This is a genomic window from Saccharospirillum alexandrii (assembly GCF_043641555.1).
Classification (GTDB): domain Bacteria; phylum Pseudomonadota; class Gammaproteobacteria; order Pseudomonadales; family Natronospirillaceae; genus Saccharospirillum; species Saccharospirillum alexandrii_A.
Genome location: NZ_JBHZRJ010000002.1, coordinates 756,806 through 774,102 on the forward strand (window position 1 = coordinate 756,806; position 17,297 = coordinate 774,102).

The 17,297-nt window shown below is 57.3% G+C and carries 16 protein-coding genes; 8 read left to right on the plus strand and 8 right to left on the minus strand.

Going from position 1 to position 17,297, the window contains the following annotated elements; genetic code table 11:
• Window positions 1-27: 27 nt before the first annotated feature.
• The 5 genes from rng to ACHUE7_RS09380 all read right to left on the minus strand — a co-directional run bounded on the left by rng (window position 28) and on the right by ACHUE7_RS09380 (window position 4,700).
• Window positions 28-1,488: a ribonuclease G gene (gene rng, locus ACHUE7_RS09360; RefSeq protein WP_394169731.1), complete on the minus strand. Its 1,461-nt coding sequence runs from the start codon at window positions 1,486-1,488 to the stop codon at window positions 28-30.
• Between the two features lie 96 nt (window positions 1,489-1,584).
• Window positions 1,585-2,187 (minus strand): Maf family protein, encoded by a 603-nt coding sequence (locus ACHUE7_RS09365; protein ID WP_348475702.1) that lies wholly within the window; start codon window positions 2,185-2,187, stop codon window positions 1,585-1,587.
• Window positions 2,188-2,273: 86 nt separating this feature from the next.
• Window positions 2,274-2,762, minus strand: a complete 489-nt coding sequence (mreD, locus tag ACHUE7_RS09370) for a rod shape-determining protein MreD (protein ID WP_127554949.1) — start codon at window positions 2,760-2,762, stop codon at window positions 2,274-2,276.
• Window positions 2,759-3,601, minus strand: a complete 843-nt coding sequence (gene mreC / locus ACHUE7_RS09375; RefSeq protein WP_394169888.1) for a rod shape-determining protein MreC — start codon at window positions 3,599-3,601, stop codon at window positions 2,759-2,761. The genes mreD and mreC overlap by 4 nt, the downstream gene beginning before the upstream one ends.
• Window positions 3,602-3,665: 64 nt before the next feature.
• Window positions 3,666-4,700: a rod shape-determining protein gene (locus tag ACHUE7_RS09380; protein WP_127554947.1), complete on the minus strand. Its 1,035-nt coding sequence runs from the start codon at window positions 4,698-4,700 to the stop codon at window positions 3,666-3,668.
• Between the two features lie 427 nt (window positions 4,701-5,127).
• On the opposite strand from ACHUE7_RS09380, the gene gatC reads away from it, so the two are divergent.
• The 5 genes from gatC (at window position 5,128) to ACHUE7_RS09405 (ending at window position 11,774) form a co-directional block, all read left to right on the plus strand.
• On the plus strand, window positions 5,128-5,415 hold the full coding sequence (gatC, locus tag ACHUE7_RS09385; protein WP_394169732.1) for an Asp-tRNA(Asn)/Glu-tRNA(Gln) amidotransferase subunit GatC: 288 nt from the start codon (window positions 5,128-5,130) through the stop codon (window positions 5,413-5,415).
• Window positions 5,416-5,427: 12 nt separating this feature from the next.
• Window positions 5,428-6,876, plus strand: coding sequence for an Asp-tRNA(Asn)/Glu-tRNA(Gln) amidotransferase subunit GatA (gene gatA / locus ACHUE7_RS09390; RefSeq protein ID WP_394169733.1), 1,449 nt, complete (start codon window positions 5,428-5,430; stop codon window positions 6,874-6,876).
• 95 nt (window positions 6,877-6,971) lie between these two features.
• Window positions 6,972-8,405 carry an Asp-tRNA(Asn)/Glu-tRNA(Gln) amidotransferase subunit GatB gene (gene gatB / locus ACHUE7_RS09395; RefSeq protein ID WP_394169734.1) on the plus strand — a complete coding sequence of 478 codons (1,434 nt, stop codon included), beginning with the start codon at window positions 6,972-6,974 and terminating at the stop codon, window positions 8,403-8,405.
• A 254-nt stretch (window positions 8,406-8,659) separates the two neighbouring features.
• The gene (locus tag ACHUE7_RS09400) at window positions 8,660-10,663 is read left to right on the plus strand and encodes a methyl-accepting chemotaxis protein (protein WP_394169735.1); all 2,004 of its coding nucleotides are present in this window, start codon (window positions 8,660-8,662) and stop codon (window positions 10,661-10,663) included.
• Window positions 10,664-10,742: 79 nt separating this feature from the next.
• On the plus strand, window positions 10,743-11,774 hold the full coding sequence (locus tag ACHUE7_RS09405) for a serine hydrolase domain-containing protein (protein ID WP_394169736.1): 1,032 nt from the start codon (window positions 10,743-10,745) through the stop codon (window positions 11,772-11,774).
• A gap of 68 nt (window positions 11,775-11,842) precedes the next feature.
• Here the strand turns inward: ACHUE7_RS09405 and ACHUE7_RS09410 are convergent, their stop codons facing one another.
• Entirely contained in the window at window positions 11,843-13,531 is a 1,689-nt protein-coding gene (locus ACHUE7_RS09410) for a methyl-accepting chemotaxis protein (protein ID WP_394169737.1), read from the minus strand.
• Window positions 13,532-14,049: 518 nt separating this feature from the next.
• On the opposite strand from ACHUE7_RS09410, the gene ACHUE7_RS09415 reads away from it, so the two are divergent.
• The 3 genes from ACHUE7_RS09415 to ACHUE7_RS09425 all read left to right on the plus strand — a co-directional run bounded on the left by ACHUE7_RS09415 (window position 14,050) and on the right by ACHUE7_RS09425 (window position 16,183).
• The gene (locus tag ACHUE7_RS09415; RefSeq protein ID WP_394169738.1) at window positions 14,050-14,553 is read left to right on the plus strand and encodes a hypothetical protein; all 504 of its coding nucleotides are present in this window, start codon (window positions 14,050-14,052) and stop codon (window positions 14,551-14,553) included.
• A gap of 10 nt (window positions 14,554-14,563) precedes the next feature.
• Entirely contained in the window at window positions 14,564-15,058 is a 495-nt protein-coding gene (locus ACHUE7_RS09420) for a hypothetical protein (protein WP_394169739.1), read from the plus strand.
• 201 nt (window positions 15,059-15,259) lie between these two features.
• The gene (locus ACHUE7_RS09425; protein ID WP_394169740.1) at window positions 15,260-16,183 is read left to right on the plus strand and encodes a dienelactone hydrolase family protein; all 924 of its coding nucleotides are present in this window, start codon (window positions 15,260-15,262) and stop codon (window positions 16,181-16,183) included.
• Window positions 16,184-16,195: 12 nt separating this feature from the next.
• On the opposite strand, the gene ACHUE7_RS09430 is transcribed toward ACHUE7_RS09425, so the two are convergent.
• On the minus strand, window positions 16,196-16,504 hold the full coding sequence (locus ACHUE7_RS09430; protein ID WP_394169741.1) for an AzlD family protein: 309 nt from the start codon (window positions 16,502-16,504) through the stop codon (window positions 16,196-16,198).
• Complete coding sequence (locus ACHUE7_RS09435) at window positions 16,501-17,238, minus strand: AzlC family ABC transporter permease (protein ID WP_394169742.1); 738 nt, start codon at window positions 17,236-17,238, stop codon at window positions 16,501-16,503. The genes ACHUE7_RS09430 and ACHUE7_RS09435 overlap by 4 nt, the downstream gene beginning before the upstream one ends.
• Window positions 17,239-17,297 lie beyond the last annotated feature (59 nt).

A 17,297-nucleotide genomic window follows, 5' to 3' on the forward strand; every position in this document is an offset into this window, starting at 1 on the left:
GTGAATGGAATCAGACCGCGCGTCTGTCTACTGCAAAATGACATCAAACTGTTCCTGGCTGTACATGGGTTCAACCTGAAACCGAATCGGTTTGCCGATAAACTCTTCAAGGTCGGCCAGATTGGAGGATTCTTCATCCAGCAGCCGGTCGACGACTTCCTGCGACGCCAGCACCAGATACTGGTCGTTGTTGTAGGCACGCTCTTCGCGCAGTATTTCGCGAAACACTTCATAACAAACGGTCTGGGGCGTTTTAACACGACCGCGACCGTTACAGACCGTGCAGGTCTCCGTCATCATGTGTTCCAGGCTTTCGCGGGTTCGTTTGCGCGTCATCTCCACCAGCCCGAGATCGGAAACGCCGGTCAGCTTGCTTTTCGCATGGTCTTTTTCCAGGTACTTCTCCAGCATGCGCAACACCTGGCGCTGATGCTCGGGGTCGTCCATGTCGATAAAATCGATAATGATGATACCGCCCAGGTTACGCAGGCGCAGCTGGCGCACAATGGTGGTCACGGCTTCCAGGTTGGTCTTGAAAATCGTCTCTTCCAGGTTGCGATGACCGACAAAGGCGCCCGTGTTGACGTCAACCGTGGTCATCGCTTCGGTCTGGTCAATGATCAGGTAACCGCCCGATTTCAGTTCGACCTTACGCCCCAGCGCCCGGCGAATTTCATCTTCAACCGCAAACAAATCGAAAATGGGCCGTTCACCCGGGTAATACTCAAACACCGGCTCCACTTCGGGCGTGTACTTGCGCACGAAGTCGATCACCTTGGTGTATGTCTCCTTCGAATCTATGCGAATTTTTTCGACGTCGGCACGCACCAGATCCCGGGCTACGCGCAGGTACAGTGGCAGGTCTTCGTAAATGGTGGCCGGGCCCGGGGTCTCCACAATGCGCTCGCCCAGCACCCGGAACACGCGCTTCAAATAGTTCAGATCCGACTGGATTTCAGCCTCGCCGATGCCTTCAGCAGCCGTACGGAGGATGTATCCCCCCTTTTCGATGCCTTCATCAGCCTTAACCTTAACCACCAGAGCGCGCAGGCGTTCACGCTCCTCTTCGCCGTCAATCCGCTGGGAAACACCAATGTGGTTGGAGTCCGGCATGTATACCAGGTAGCGCGAGGGGATCGATAAATGGGTCGTCAGTCGAGCGCCTTTGGTGCCGATGGGGTCTTTGATGACCTGCACCGTGATCGACTCGCCCTCTCGCACCAGAGCCTGGATGGACTTTTGCGCTTCGCCTTCCCGTTTGGGCTGATCAAAATCCGAGGCATGAATAAACGCAGCCCGCTCCAGACCAATATCAACAAAGGCCGCCTGCATGCCCGGCAAGACCCGAACCACCTTGCCCCGGTAAATGTTGCCGACGATACCGCGCGTTTGCTCCCGCTCGATGAATATCTCCTGGACGGCGCCGTTTTCAACAACAGCAACCCGGGTCTCCATCGGCGTTACGTTTACCAATATTTCTGAATTCATAACTGAGCCTGTTCGTACCTGTCGATTCAAGCGCTGGCGCACTGCTAATACCCCAGGCTCACACTGTCTGGCCGCTCTACTGTAACCATCACCCGATTAGATTGACACCAGGGCTCCATCCCAGACCGTAACACCACGCCGGGTCAGTAACTGGGCCGTTTCGCGCAGTGGTAGACCTACAATAGCAGAATAGCTGCCTTCAATCCGTTTGATAAACACCGAGGCCAACCCCTGTACCGCGTAGCCTCCGGCTTTATCACAGGGTTCCTGCGTATCCCAGTAGGCACGGGCCTGTTCCGGCATCAGCTCGGCGAAGACAACCCGGGAGGTCACTACCTCAACCTCCACCCGATCGTGGCTGGCCAGCGCGACGGCGGTCATCACATCGTGCGCCCGACCGGACAGCCGTTCCATCATATCGAGAAAGTCGTCCCGGTCGCGCGGTTTACCGAGAATATCCCGGTCGACCACAACGGCCGTATCGGAACCCAGCACCAGCGCACCGGATTCGCCCCTTCCTGCAACAACCGCCAATCCGGCGGCCGCCTTTTCGCGGGCCAGGCGGCTGACGTAATCGGCTGCACTTTCCAGCGACTGCATGCGCTCATCAATGTCGATAGGCAAAATGGAAAACTCAACCCCCAGGCCGCTCAGTAATTCACGTCGGCGGGGAGACTGTGAAGCCAGGTACAGGGACATGAAGACTCCTTCCAATAAAAACGAGGTCAAAAATTGGCCGGCCGGTCAAAGCGTGCAGCGACGGCACACAGCGTAAGCATCAACGCCTACTGAACCCGGAACCGCAATTGCAACGCCCGCAAAATCACGTATACCCAGGGCCACAGCAAGGCACTGACCAGCGACGGCAGCAAATGCATCTCGCCGGTGATGCCCGACCCCAGAAAATCACGACACCATTGCACCAGCAACTGACTGACCGCAATGATCAGAAACACGACCAGTGCCTGCTGCAAGATCGGGTACATGCGCAGCCGCTGATGCAACAGCAGCACCAGATACACCAGCCCGCTGTACGACAGAGCAAACACCCCGAGATAGGTACCCAGCACCACGTCTTGCAACAAGCCCACGCAAAAACCAACGGTAATGCCAACCCGGTCGGGCAACACCAGGACCCAGAAAATAAGAAACAGACCAACCCAGTCGGGTCTGGCCAGCGCAATCATCTGTGGCAGCGGAACCGCGGCAAGCAAATAAGCGATAAAGAAACTGAGGGCGATAACCCACAAGCCCTTGGCGGGTTTGGTTTTCATTCCGACTCCCGCTTGAAGATGAGCAGTAAATTTCGACTGCGTGACAGTTCAGCCAGCGGTTTGGCCCGAATGGTCGCAAAGGGTTCGCCGGTATCGTATTCAATAGCCTGAACTTCAGCGACCGGATAGCCTTCCGGGAATCGCCCGGCCAGACCGGAGGTGATCAGCAGATCGCCGATCTTTACATCGGCCGTGCTGGGTACAAACTCCATTTCCAGCACGTTCAGATCACCGGTACCCACCACAATGCTGCGCATGCCGTTGCGGTTAATTTGCACCGGAACTGCATGGTTGGCGTCCGCCACCATCAAAACCCGGGAAGTAAGAGAGTTGACCTGAATCACCTGGCCAAACAACCCGGTGGCGTCGAGCACGGCCTGGCCAACATAGACACCATCCTGGGCGCCGCGGTTAATAATAACCTGATGAGTGAAAGGATCCGGGTCGACACTGAGCATTTCGGCGGTCAGGTAGTCGGCTTCGAAGCGCGGAGTCGCATCCAGCAAACGACGCAAGCGCTCGTTTTCTGCCTCAAGCACGGCCAGCCGTTGCGCCTGCTGCCGGAGCACGAGCACCTGATTGTTCAGTGAACGGTTATCTTCGATCAGCTCATCGCGCTCGGCGAAGGTGCGGCTCGACCATTCCACCATATCGGTGGGCAGGCTGATCAGGGATTGTACGGGAGATACCAGATAAGACAGGGTCTGTCGCAGATAATCGACCTGGGTGTAGCGGGCATCCAGAGCCATCAGCGCGACAGAGACCACCACAGCTACCAATAGACGATAACCGTGCTGTGGGCCGGCAGAAAACAGCGCTTTGATGACAGACTCTCCTATGAAATTCGGGTCGCAAACAGTGCAGTCAGGCCGGCTTCAGGCCGGCACTGGCTGCAGGCGACCATTATTCACTGAAAAAGTCGAACACACGTTCATCCATCATTTCCAGTGCACGGCCGCCACCGCGGGCCACACAGGTCAGCGGATCGTCAGCCACAAGCACCGGCAAGCCGGTTTCTTCGCTCAACAGCTTGTCGATATCCCGCAACAGGGCGCCACCACCGGTCAGCACAAGGCCGCGCTCGGCGATGTCGGAGGCCAGCTCGGGCGGTGTTTGCTCCAGCGCGCTTTTCACCGCCTGAACGATCGCGGAGAGACTTTCCTGCAACGCTTCGAGCACTTCATTGGAGTTCAGGGTAAAGCTACGCGGAATGCCTTCGGCCAGGTTACGGCCTCGCACATCGATCTCGCGAATCTCGGTTCCCGGGTAGGCACAGCCAATTTCAATTTTAATGCGTTCGGCCGTCGCTTCACCGATCAGCGAGCCGTAGTTGCGACGAATATAGGCCACGATGGCTTCATCGAAACGGTCACCACCGACACGGACGGATTCGGCATAGACCACACCGTTCAAGGAAATAACAGCAATTTCCGTAGTGCCACCGCCGATGTCCACCACCATGGAGCCACGGGCTTCCTCGACCGGCAGGCCAGCACCTATCGCCGCCGCCATGGGTTCTTCAACCAGAAACACTTCACGGGCACCGGCACCAAAGGCCGACTCGCGAATGGCTTTTCGTTCTACCTGGGTGGATTTGCACGGTACACAAATCAACACTCGGGGGCTCGGCGCAAACCAGCTGTTTTCGTGTACTTTGGCGATAAAATGCTGCAGCATTTTTTCAGTGACGTGAAAGTCGGCAATCACGCCGTCTTTCAGCGGCCGGATAGCCTGAATGCTGCCCGGTGTGCGGCCGAGCATGCGTTTGGCTTCTTCGCCAACGGCGGCAACGGTTTTCTGGTTTCCGGTCAGGCGCACAGCCACAACCGACGGTTCATTCAAGACGATGTCGCGATCGCGCACATAAATCAGCGTGTTTGCCGTACCCAGGTCAATCGACAAGTCGCTTGAAAAAAGTCCCCGAATCTTTTTAAACATTTTTTGATGATTCCAATTCTGATGGGTGCGGTACAAGAGGGTATGGGAAACCGGCTACAGGATTTCCTGATGACAACCCAATAAATCCACACTATTAAAGCCATGACACAGCCCGGCAATGTATCAATGGCAGGGATTTTGGGCAAGCTGTAAATATGATAACTTATGCCTCATCAATGATTTATTGGGTAGAGTTAAAGCGTTAATACATCCTAATGTGAATTGAACACCGGTGCAGATTCACAGGTTTGAATCACGCCCGTCATCAATTCAGGTTGGGAAGGCAAGCGCCAGGCTCGGCCCGTGAAAATGCACCAGATTTGTCATCCATCCGCCCAATGCCACAAGAAGCCATGTGTAAAGCCTGCTTCAATCGCATTGAACGGCGTGGTTTGACCCCTAATTTAGCCCCAGGAGATCCACAACCATGAGCCTAGACCGCTCCCAGGTGGAAAATGTTGCCCAACTGGCTCGCTTGCAAGTCACGGAGGACGCTATGGCCGCCACCGTGGCCAGTCTGTCGAGCATTCTCGATCTTGCCGACCAGTTGCAAAAGATCGATACCGAGGGTGTCGAGCCGCTGTCGAACCCCTTGGATGCCACCGCGCGGCTGCGCCCCGACGAAGTCACCGAGCACAATCAGCGCGATGCCTACCAGGCAATTGCACCGAGCGCGGCCGATGGCCTGTACCTTGTCCCCAAAGTCATAGAGTGAGCCAGACCCGACATGTTAGATAAAACACTGACCCAGCTCGCCGCCGGTCTGGCCCGGGGCGATTTCAGCAGCGTGGAGCTGACACAGGCCTACCTGGAGCGCATCCGGCAGCACAATGCCGACCTCAACGCCTATATCAGCGTCACCGACGACATAGCCCTGGCTCAGGCGGCCACGGCCGATGAACACCGCGCCGCCGGCAATGCCGGTCCGCTGACCGGGCTGCCGATCGCTCACAAAGACATTTTCTGCACCCAGGGCGTACGCACCAGCTGTGGCTCACGGATGCTCGACAACTTCATCGCGCCCTATGAGTCGACGGTAACCGCTCGCCTCGCCGGTGCCGGTGCGGTCATGCTCGGTAAAACCAACCTCGATGAATTTGCGATGGGGTCTTCCACTGAATCGAGCTACTACGGCCCAACCCGCAACCCCTGGAACCGGGATACCGTGCCCGGTGGCTCCTCGGGCGGCTCGGCAACGGCTGTGGCAGCGCGTCTGGCGGCGGCGGCCACCGGTACCGATACCGGCGGCTCCATACGCCAGCCAGCCGCATTCACCGGCATTACCGGCCTGAAGCCGACTTATGGCCGGGTTTCGCGCTGGGGCATGATTGCCTACGGCTCATCGCTCGATTGCGGCGGCCCGATGACGCAAACCGCCGAAGATGCGGCGCTGATGCTGAACGCCATTGCCGGCTTTGACCCGAAAGACTCTACCAGCATGAACCGGCCCGTAGACGATTATCAGGCGCGCCTGAACGAGCCCCTGGCAGGCCTGCGTATCGGTTTACCGAAAGAGTATTTCGGTGATGGCCTGAACGACGGCATCCGGGCCGCCGTGATGGCCGCAGTCAGCGAGTTGGAAAAACTCGGTGCAACGGTCAAGGAAATCTCGCTGCCTCGCACCGAGCTGTCGATTCCGGCCTATTACATCATTGCCCCGGCTGAAGCCTCGACCAACCTGTCGCGCTACGACGGCGTCCGCTACGGTTACCGCTGCAAAGACCCGGTGGATCTCGAAGATCTGTACAAGCGCAGCCGCGCCGAAGGCTTTGGCGCGGAAGTTCAGCGCCGGATACTGGTCGGTACCTACGCACTGTCGGCCGGCTACTACGATGCCTACTACAAGAAAGCCCAGCAACTGCGCCGCCTGATACGCGACGATTTCCAGACGGGTTTTCAGGACGTCGATGTCATTCTCGCCCCCACCACGCCCTCACCGGCCTGGACTCTGGGAGAGAAAAGCAACGACCCGGTGGCCATGTACCTGGAAGATATCTATACGCTGTCGACCAACCTGGCTGGCCTGCCCGCCCTGGCCCTGCCCTGTGGCCAGGTCGGTGGGCTACCGGTGGGCCTGCAGCTGATCGGTAATTATTTCGAGGAGAGTCATTTGCTGAACATCGGCCACCAGTACCAGCAGGTGACCGACTGGCATCAGCAGGCACCGGCACTCTGAGACTGGTTTTTGAGCCAATTGAACGACACGCACGCATCCGTTAATCGCACGTGAGCAGCAGGCCCCAGCGCCCGCTGCCAGCAGAGGACCCAAAGATGGAATGGGAAACCGTAATCGGGCTGGAAATACACGTTCAGCTTTCAACCCGATCCAAGATATTCTCCGGCTCCAGTACCCAGTACGGCGCCGAGCCGAACACCCAGGCGAGTCTGGTCGATCTGGCCATGCCCGGCGCCCTGCCGGTGTTCAACGAGAACGCCCTGCGCAAGGCCGTCGCCTTTGGCCTGGCAATCGACGCGCACATTGGCAAGCGCTCGGTGTTCGACCGCAAGAACTATTTCTACCCCGATCTGCCCAAAGGCTATCAGATCACCCAGATGGACGACCCCATCGTCGGGCTGGGCGAAGTCGACATTGTGCTCGACGACGGCAGCACCCGCACCATCGGCGTGACCCGGGCGCACCTGGAAGAAGATGCCGGTAAATCCCTGCATGAAGACTTCGAGGGCATGACCGGCATCGACCTGAACCGGGCCGGCACGCCATTGCTGGAGATCGTCTCCGAACCGGACATGCGTTCGGCCAAGGAAGCCGTGGCCTATCTGAAGAAGATTCACAGCATCGTCACCTACATCGGCATTTCCGACGGCAACATGGCCGAAGGCAGCCTGCGTTGTGACGCCAACGTCTCGGTTCGGCCCAAAGGCCAGACTGAATTCGGTACCCGGACCGAAATCAAGAACATCAACTCCTTCAAGTTTGTTGAAAAAGCGATCAACGTTGAGGTTCAACGCCACATCGATGTCATCGAAGACGGCGGCACGGTTACTCAGGAAACCCGGCTATACGATGCCGACAAGAACGAAACCCGCAGCATGCGCTCGAAAGAGTTCGCCAACGATTATCGCTATTTCCCCGAACCCGACCTGCTGCCGGTTGAGATCGACGACGCCTACATTCAGGACGTAAAAGACCACCTGCCGGAACTGCCGGATGCCAAAATCCAGCGGTTCAAGGCCGACTACAGCCTTTCCGACTACGATGCCACGGTACTGGCCGCCAGCCGCGCCATGGCCGATTATTTCGAGGCCGTGGTCGACGTCACCAAAGACGCCAAGCTGGCCGCCAACTGGTGCATGGGTGAACTGGCAGGCCAGTTGAACCGCTATGAACAGGACATCGCCGACAGCCCGGTCTCGGCGACGGACCTCGGTTTGCTGATACAGCGCATACAAGACAACACCGTCTCCAACAAGATCGCCAAAACCGTGTTCGAAGCCATGTTCCGGGGCGAAGGGTCGGCCGACGAGATCATCGAGGCACAGGGCCTGAAACAAGTCAGCGATTCCGGCGCCATCGAGGCGATGATCGACGAGGTGATCGCCAACAACCCCGCCCAGGTAGCCGATTACCGCAGTGGTAAGGACAAGCTGTTTGGCTTTTTTGTCGGCCAGGTGATGAAAGCCTCCAAAGGCCAGGCCAACCCGGCCCAGGTGAATGATATTCTGAAAAACAAGCTGCAAGGCTGACCGGCCAGCGCCGGATCACCCCATCGGGGATTGATCCGGCGTATTTTCTGATCAACACCCTCTACGTTCGATCCTCACAATGCCCATCGCCCCTAAACCCTCGCGCGGCCTGGCCGATAGCCTTCCATGCCAGGTCAACAAAATTGTCACAGAACAATAACTGACCGATCGATCAAATAACGGCATAATCACAGTTCTCACACGTTCAACGGTGCCCGGTCACGGCCGGCCCTATCAGGTTTTGGATCAACACTATGAAGCTGTCCCTGATTGCCCGGGTTATTGCCGGTTTTACCACTCTGCTGATCTTGTTTTCGATGATTACGCTCTACTCGCTGTTCGTTGAAAACCGTCTGGCCAGACAACTGGAGCTGACGTCAGGTCAGTTGGGCCCCTTGCTGGATGATACCAACCGGCTGCGTAACACCCTTCAGGAGGCGAACCGGGCGGTTATCCTGCACGCCAATGCCGACGATGCAGAGCGCAGAACCCTGCTTGAAAGCCAATTCAGTAACGCGCGCAACGGTTACGACAGCCTGTTTCAGAGCCTGATGCAACGGCTCGAAGCCTATCCGGACATTCGTGATCAACTGGCTGCCAGCCAGCCCCTGGCTGACTCGCTCTTCGCAACCGGCGCCAACCATCTGGCGCTGCAAAATCAGCGGGTGCAGACCCGCCTGAATGCTCTGGAGCAAGCCCAGCAATTTGACGATGAATGGATATTCTTTACCGGGGATCTGAACGCCATTGGTTCCAGGGCTACTGCTCAGGGGGATTCGGGTCTGCAATGGGAAATCGATTACATCGTTTCCCAGGCTGAGGGCGCTCAGGCCTACCTGCAGCGGGCGCTGGCAATCAATTCTTCCGAACGCATGGGCCAGATCGAGTCCCAGTTAACCACAACTCTGGAACAGCTGAACGCCAAGGCGGAATCGATCGAATCGAATTTTGCCCGCTATGCCGCCGACACCAATGACTATATCGATCTGTTGCGCACCGCCATTGCCGGCGAATCGGGGTTGTTTCAAAGCCACAAGCGCTATGTTGAACTGAACGAGCAAAGCACCCTGGTTCTGCTTGAACTGAACGACACCATGGATTCCAACCTCACCGCACTGGACACTCTGGTCGGCGCGACGCGCAGTGTGTCGGCGCGGGCCACCCAGGAAGGCAATGCCATGGCCACCCGGGCCATTGCCATCACCCTGGGCTTGCTGGTGATGGCGCTGGTCATATCGGTGCTCATCGGGTTTTCCATCGTCCGCTCTATTCGCAAGCCAATGGCCGAAACCCTGGCCGTGCTGGACCAGTTGGCACAGGGCCATCTGGGCGAACGCATCAAACACACCTCCAGTGACGAAATAGGACAGATTGCCCGCAACGTGAATACCCTGGCCGACCGGCTCAGCGATGTCATTCGCGACATCCGGACGTCTTCCGAGCAGGTGGCTGAATTGTCGGCCAGTACGTCGGAAGTCAGCGCAACCACGCGCGCCAGTGTCGAGCAACAGCAGGAGCAGACCCAGTCGGTGGCCACAGCCATCACCGAAATGGAAAGCGCCATTCAGGAAGTGGCCGCCAATGCGGAGCGCACGCGCACCGAAGTGTCTGAAGTGACGGAGTCGGCCGAGCAGAACATGGCCAGCATGACGCAAAACATTGACTCGGCGCGGCAATTGAACGACTCCCAGGCGCACGCCAAAACCGTGATTGAGACCCTGCGGGATGAAAGCCAGCAGGTGGCTACCATACTCGATGTCATTCAGGCCATCGCCGAGCAAACCAACCTGCTGGCCCTGAATGCCGCGATTGAAGCCGCGCGGGCCGGCGAGCAGGGCCGGGGCTTCGCCGTGGTGGCCGACGAGGTCCGCACGCTCGCGACCCGGTCACAACAGTCGGCAAACGACATTCGCGTGATGATTGACCGGTTACAGCAGCAATCCGAACAGGCCGTAGCCATTATGTCGAGCAATCAGTCACTGGCGCAGGCCTCGGCCAGCCAGTCTCAACAGACCGGCGACTCACTGGCGGCCATGGTCAAACGCCTGGCAGACATCAACGACATGAGCCATTCGATCGCGACGGCGTCGGAAGAGCAAAGTGCCGTAGCCCGTGAAGTCACCGAAAACGTGGTACATATTTCCGATATGGCGGAATCCCTGGCCGAAACGGCCCGCCAGGCGGCCAGCAACAGCCAGCAACTGCGCGAACTGGCCCGAAACCAAACCGCACTGGTGGGCCGGTTTCAGTTAACCTGATCAACGCACACGCCGGAGCGACTGAACCAAAGCCGGCGTGGTGTGCGTATCAAAGAGCCACGTTTCACAGGAAGGCTGCATGCAATTACTGTCGTTCGGAGCACCTGTTCCGGCCCGCGCTCTGACAACTCTGACCATCACACTGCTGGCATCCGCACCGGTTTTTGCGGTCGACAGCGCGGCACTCAGATCCGGGCTGCAATCGGCAACCGGATCGTTAGCCACCCTGAAAACCATCCATATCGCCCATCAGGGCGAGATCATCTGGGCCGAGGCTTACAACGGGGCCAGCCTGTCAGCCTCCACCAACATCAAGTCAGCATCAAAGACACTGGTCGCTACGTTGGTCGGCATAGCCATCGACAAGGGCATTCTCGACGGCGTTGATCAACCCATCGCGCCACTGCTGCAAGACCAGCTTCCAGAGAACCCCGACCCGCGGTTAAATGACATTACCATTGGCCATTTGCTGTCGATGCAGGCCGGACTGGAACGAACCTCCGGGCGCAACTACGGCGCCTGGGTTGTCAGTGATAACTGGGTGAAAAATGCTCTCGCCCGGCCGTTCGAGGAAGAACCCGGTGGCGACATGCAATATTCAACCGGCAGTACCCACTTGCTGTCGGCCATTCTGATGCGTGAAGCCGGAGAGTCCACCCACAGCCTGGCCAACCGCTGGCTGGCACCCGCCGGTATACGGGTAGACAGCTGGCTGAAAGACCCCCAGGGCATTCCCATGGGTGGCAACCAGGTGGGCATGACACCGGAATCCCTGCTGGCATTGGGTGAACTCTTTCGCCGGAATGGCCAGACGGAAGACGGAGAGCAACTGCTGTCGCAAGAGTGGATTGACGAAAGCTGGGAACGACGTACCCGGTCCCGATTTCATGGCGGTGGATACGGCTATGGCTGGTTTATGCAAACCTTTTCCGGCGTCGATGGCTACTATGGCTGGGGGTACGGTGGCCAGATGATCTACGTCTTGCCCGAGCTGGAGCTGACCATCGCCATCACCTCCGAGGAAAACGAACCTTCAGGCCGCAGCGGCTATCGCGACCAGTTGCATCGCCTGGTCAGTCAGCAGGTTGTGCCTGCGGTCCGTGATTCTTAAGTTGCTATCCTCAAAAAAAATGCGGCTGCCCTACCGGACAGCCGCATTCTATTTTCTACTCATTCACCTTATCGCGCTTTTTTAACCGACCGGTTGTCCACCGGCACCTGAAAAACCTCGACTTCCCCTTCCAGGTCAGCCGCGAGCCCGTTTAGAGTGTTAACCGCATTCTGATTCGCCTTCAGGGCGGTGATCGATTTGCCAGAACTCTCAGTAACGCCTTCCATCGACGCGACCAGGTCATTGATGTCGCCAACCTGCACGCGAATGACTTCGACGATCTGCCGAACTTTTTTCAGCGAATCATTCGCCTGATTATCGATGGTTGTCAGCACTTCATTGGACGATTCACTCAATGACAGACCATGCTCGATTTGCGGCAAGGTTGATTCCATGGCATTCACCGATGCCTGGGTCTCCTTGCGAATCTGTCCTAGCATCGATTCGATCTGGCCAGTGGCATCGCCGGTGCGCTGCGCCAGGGTGCGCACTTCATCGGCCACCACGGCGAACCCACGGCCGGATTCGCCAGCGCGGGCAGCCTCGATGGCCGCATTAAGCGCCAGCAAATTGGTTTGCTCGGAAATACCGTTGATCACACCGGCTATGTTGGCAATCTCGCCGGTACGGGCTTCCAGCTGACGAATCTGATCAACCGCCGCGTGCACCACATCCGATACCTTACGAATTTCTATCGCCGTCTCGGCAATCAACCGACGACCGGATTCAGACTGCTCAACCGTCTTCGACGAGTTTTCTTCGGTATCTTCGAGCAATTCAGCGGTATGCAGCACACTCTGGCGCATGGTTTCCAGGCGATTGGCGGCATCGGTCGTCGACTCGCCCTGCTGCTCTGCCATCGTCAGTGCATCACTGGATTCCCGAGACAACACAACCGCTTCTTTGCCCAGTTGCTGTGAAGCGTTCACGATATTGGTTACCACTTCACCCAGCCGATTCTGCATCAGTTGCACCGAATACAGCACGCTGCCTTCCGGTGAGGTACGGATCGTCTGGCTCAGATCGCCTTCCTGAACCTTCGACAAAATATCGGCTACTTCGCGTGGTTCACCACCCAACGAGACTTTCAGGCTGCGTTCAATCAGGATCGCCAGCACAATGCCGAACAAAATGGCGAGCCCGGTCAGCAACAGCATAAAGGCTGTGAACCCTGCCGCGCCTTCACGAATGTCGTCGGTAATGGCCTGGCTTTGCGCTTCCTGGTAGTCAATGAAGGCGTTGATTGATGCCAGCCAGTCGATGAAAGCGGGCTTGGCTTCAGTCAGCATGAGTTGTTCGGCTGCCTCGCGCTGGCCGGCTTGCCGCAGGTCAATAACCTCTGAAATCAGCGGTTCTGTGCGTTGTTCAACGGCTTGAATGCGGCTGAGCAGTTGCCGCTCACTGGCGGACACATCGCCACCATTGTTCAGTAACCGGTTCAACGGACCTGCACTTTCCTGATAAAAGCGCTCCAGCCGCTCGATAATCGCAATTTCTTCGTTCAGAGCGGCTGTATCAGGCGCCAGAACCACGTCACGTATGGCGATAGCACGGTCGTGCACACTGCCCCGAAAATTAATGGCGTAGCGTTGTTTCACCGAATTCTGATCGGTGATGGCGGTTAACCCCTGATCAATGGTTTGCACATTACGCACACCGATCACGGTAATCGCGAGCATCACCGCCAATACCAACCCAAACCCAATGACCAAACGTCTTCGAACCGACATCCGGGAGAACAGCTTAATCAACCCCATGATAACAACCTCGTTATTTGCTGCGCCGTGTTAACAACGCTTTGTTTTCTTTACCAGAGACAATAGCCGTGAACTGGATCACAAAACAGCACCTTTACCTGTGAACCTACGAACTCCGCTCCGACTGCCCCATTCTCTTTCCAGCGACCCATTACGGACGTCCATTGATGACTTTTTAACCAGCAGTGTGGCAAAACCGTCACCATTCAACAGAAACCGTGGAAAGGCATTGTCAATCATTTGACAGCCCTTATTATTCGCCAAAGTTCGACACAGAATGAGACAACCTATACGCATCTTGCTGACGGGCCGACCACTTCCGGTTTCACTATATTTTTGAACAAGGAGTTCACCACCGCTCACCAAGCGCCTGGGCAGATAACGGCGGGAATGCTCTTTGCGCCAGAGCGAATAGCAGTTTTTGTTCATCATCCATACAGCCTGTGCGCCCTAGAATCACTGGCATATACTGACTTGAAGACAATTACCCTCAGGTAAATCACAGGGAGAAAAACAGAGTGAACCCACTTTTTAAGCTGCGCTGGTTGCTGACCCTTGCCTTGCTGTTGCCAGGTGTGACGCTGGCAGACCCGGCCTGGAAAATACGCATGGATCCGCTCATGGCGATTGCGGACTTCCCCAATCTCGAAATCGACCGGGCCATAAGCCCTACTGTCTCACTGGGCGCCAGTGTCTGGCGACACGATGGTGCATGGTATTCCGGAGCACGCAACACCTCGCTGGGTGCTCGTATAGACTGGTTTGACCGGGGCGTCTTCGATGCTGGCTGGCACACCAACGTCATCACCAAAGCCGATTTCAATGACAAGGGTCCGGCCCGGTTGCGATTCAAAGGCACCCAAACCTATCAGTGGGTGTGGTCAGACTTTCTGGTCAATGCCGGCATTGGCATTCAGTTCGTCGCCGACATCGACGACCAAACCAGCAGTCGGAACAGCAGTTTTGGCGCTGACGGCTGGGTCTACCCTGCCTGGGAACTGTCTATTGGTCGCGCCTTCTAAGGAATTTATCATGGCAATGAAGAGTACTCTGATCACGGTGCTGGCGTCGCTGTTCGCAACCCACACCCTGGCTCAAGACATCGTCAATATCCGGACCAACCCGCTGATGGTGTTCGGCAGTTTCGTCAACCTGGAAGTCGATGTCAGGCTCGGCGAACACCATGCACTGGGCCCGGCACTCACCGTCAGCGGGGTCGAACCAGCGTTTGAGGCAGGCTTGAACTACACCTACTTCGAACAGGGCGCCTTTCAGACAGGCTGGCAATGGACGTTGTCTGCGCTGGCGGGTCAGGAGGTCACCGGATACGACTATGACGAAACGACTGACACGGATGACTACTCAACCGACTGGACGTATCGGCTGGGCGTAACTCCCGGGTATCTGTGGCGCTGGGACACCTTCAATGCCTCGGCCGGCCTGGGGGTGAATGCTCTCTATCAGGCTGAAACAGAGGATGTCTCGGTGCATTCTACGCTGCTGTTCAGCATTGGGTGGGCTCGCTAGAAACTTTCCGCATGGACCACTCGCGGTCCATACCAACTTCTTACACGCTGGTAAATCGCCGGGTCATGAGGGGCGTCTATCATCTGTTGGTGCTTCGGTGTCGTATAAAAATTGATCGTGCTATGGCGGTTCAATGACAGCTTGTCCGACATAATTCGAAACACTCATCAACTGGTTTGCCAACTCCTGGGAGGAGCTACCATGACACAGACACCAGCACCTGCACGAGCGACGTCCCCTACCCAACCCCATCAACCCATCCCACAGCAAGCCTTCGACTGGTACGACGAGTATGCCCACGGTCTGATCGACCGTCGCACCTTCATGAACCGGCTGATGTCGCTTTCGGCCACCGGCATTGCCATGGGCACGCTGACGGCCGCACTGATGCCCAATTACGCCGAAGCCGAGCAGGTGTCATTCAATGACCCGGACATCATGGCCACCTATACCAAGTTCCCTTCGCCCCGGGGTCATGGCGAAGGCCAGGGGTATTTGGTGGTGCCCACCAACCTTGAAGGCCAGGCACCGGTCGTGCTGGTCATTCACGAAAACCGCGGGCTTAACCCCTACATTGAAGATGTGGCCCGGCGTCTGGCCAAAGCGGGTTTTATCGCCTTCGCACCGGATGCACTCTACCCGCTCGGCGGTTACCCCGGCAACGACGACGAGGGCCGCAGCATGCAAGGATCGCTGGACTCCGCCAAGATGGAAGCCGACTTTATGGCCGCCGCTGACTTTTTGAAGAACCACGAAGCGTCGACCGGTAAGCTCGGTGCGGTGGGCTTTTGCTATGGCGGCTATGTCGTGAACATGCTGGCTGCAAGCATGCCAGAGCAGTTAAACGCCGGCGTCCCGTTTTACGGTACCCCGGCTGCAACAGACATCCGAGACCAGGTAAAGGCCCCGCTGATGCTGCAATTTGCCGAACTGGACAACCGGGTCAACGCAACCTGGCCGGATTATGAAGCCACCCTGAAAGACAATGGTGTCGACTATACCGCTTACATTTACCCAGACACCAACCACGGTTTTCACAACGATTCGACCGCCCGTTACGACGAAGCAGCCGCCGAGTTGGCCTGGGAACGGACCCTGGCGTTTTTCAACACCCACCTGGGTTGAATGACAACAGCGTCACATCAGGTACCGCCATCCAGCGGCTACCGAAATGCCGGCCGCGATGGCCGGCATGGGCCGACGCATGACCAGCATGACCATGGCCGTTGCCAGTAAGGCCATGCGCGCGGCCAAATCACCTTCAACAGCCACCGGTACCAGAACCGCGACCAGGACCGAAGCGGACATGGCGTTAATGAAACTCTCAACGCGGTGATTGATCGGTACCACAGCCATGACCAGTACACCGCCAAACCGGGCCAGCAAACTGACTGCCGCCATTAGCGCAATTACGATCAGACCGTTAATTCCATCGGTAGCCATCATGCGTCTTCCTCCACGGTGCGTGCGCCGGAAGGGCGTTCGAGCCAGAACAGACCGACGAGACCACCACCGACGGCTCCCACCACCACATGGGTATTGTCGGGTAAAAACCGGTAAGCCACCCACCCGCTGAGTGCCGCAACACACCAGATAAGCACCAGTCGCCAGCTTCTGCGGCCACCAAATACCATGGATAACAGAAAGCAGCCCATCACCATGTCCAGACCGAAACGGGCAGGATTGGCAATGAGGTTGCCGAAGGTCATTCCCAGCAAGGTGCCGCCCATCCAGGTCAGCCAGATGGCAATACCACCACCGACCAACATGCCCAGATTGGGTTTTCCATTCTGACAATCGTTCAGGGTCATCGCCCAGTTGGCATCAGACAACACCAGCAAAGACCCGTAGCGCTGTATGGGCGGCACCTGTTTCAGCCAGGGGTAAAGGCTGGCACCCATCAGCAAATGCCGGGCATTGATGGCGAAGGTAGTAATAAGCAGAGGCACCAGGGGTATTTGCGGCCCCCAGAGTTCCAGAGCAGCAAATTGCGCCGTTCCGGCAAAGACAGCAACACTCATAAAGACGGTTTGCACCGGTGTCAGCCCGGTTTGAACGGCCGCCAACCCATAAGCGAGACCAAAGACGATGACAAAGAGCGACAACGGCAACAGGCGCCAAAAGCCTTGCCCGATACCCGCTAGTGTGAGGCCAGGCATGACAGAGACGGCGGTGGACATGACAACTCCCAATGGAAAGGATTAATACCGCATTGAACCAGCTTGGCCGGGAACGGCCA

What these genes read in the sequence shown, in the direction of transcription:
- rng (WP_394169731.1), bottom strand. Translation starts at nt 1,488, where the DNA reads ATGAATTCAGAAATATTGGTAAACGTAACGCCGATGGAGACCCGGGTT.
- ACHUE7_RS09365 (WP_348475702.1), bottom strand. Translation starts at nt 2,187, where the DNA reads ATGTCCCTGTACCTGGCTTCACAGTCTCCCCGCCGACGTGAATTACTG.
- mreD (WP_127554949.1), bottom strand. Translation starts at nt 2,762, where the DNA reads ATGAAAACCAAACCCGCCAAGGGCTTGTGGGTTATCGCCCTCAGTTTC.
- ACHUE7_RS09380 (WP_127554947.1), bottom strand. Translation starts at nt 4,700, where the DNA reads ATGTTTAAAAAGATTCGGGGACTTTTTTCAAGCGACTTGTCGATTGAC.
- gatC (WP_394169732.1), top strand. Translation starts at nt 5,128, where the DNA reads ATGAGCCTAGACCGCTCCCAGGTGGAAAATGTTGCCCAACTGGCTCGC.
- gatA (WP_394169733.1), top strand. Translation starts at nt 5,428, where the DNA reads ATGTTAGATAAAACACTGACCCAGCTCGCCGCCGGTCTGGCCCGGGGC.
- gatB (WP_394169734.1), top strand. Translation starts at nt 6,972, where the DNA reads ATGGAATGGGAAACCGTAATCGGGCTGGAAATACACGTTCAGCTTTCA.
- ACHUE7_RS09400 (WP_394169735.1), top strand. Translation starts at nt 8,660, where the DNA reads ATGAAGCTGTCCCTGATTGCCCGGGTTATTGCCGGTTTTACCACTCTG.
- ACHUE7_RS09405 (WP_394169736.1), top strand. Translation starts at nt 10,743, where the DNA reads ATGCAATTACTGTCGTTCGGAGCACCTGTTCCGGCCCGCGCTCTGACA.
- ACHUE7_RS09410 (WP_394169737.1), bottom strand. Translation starts at nt 13,531, where the DNA reads ATGGGGTTGATTAAGCTGTTCTCCCGGATGTCGGTTCGAAGACGTTTG.
- ACHUE7_RS09420 (WP_394169739.1), top strand. Translation starts at nt 14,564, where the DNA reads ATGGCAATGAAGAGTACTCTGATCACGGTGCTGGCGTCGCTGTTCGCA.
- ACHUE7_RS09425 (WP_394169740.1), top strand. Translation starts at nt 15,260, where the DNA reads ATGACACAGACACCAGCACCTGCACGAGCGACGTCCCCTACCCAACCC.
- ACHUE7_RS09430 (WP_394169741.1), bottom strand. Translation starts at nt 16,504, where the DNA reads ATGATGGCTACCGATGGAATTAACGGTCTGATCGTAATTGCGCTAATG.
- ACHUE7_RS09435 (WP_394169742.1), bottom strand. Translation starts at nt 17,238, where the DNA reads ATGTCCACCGCCGTCTCTGTCATGCCTGGCCTCACACTAGCGGGTATC.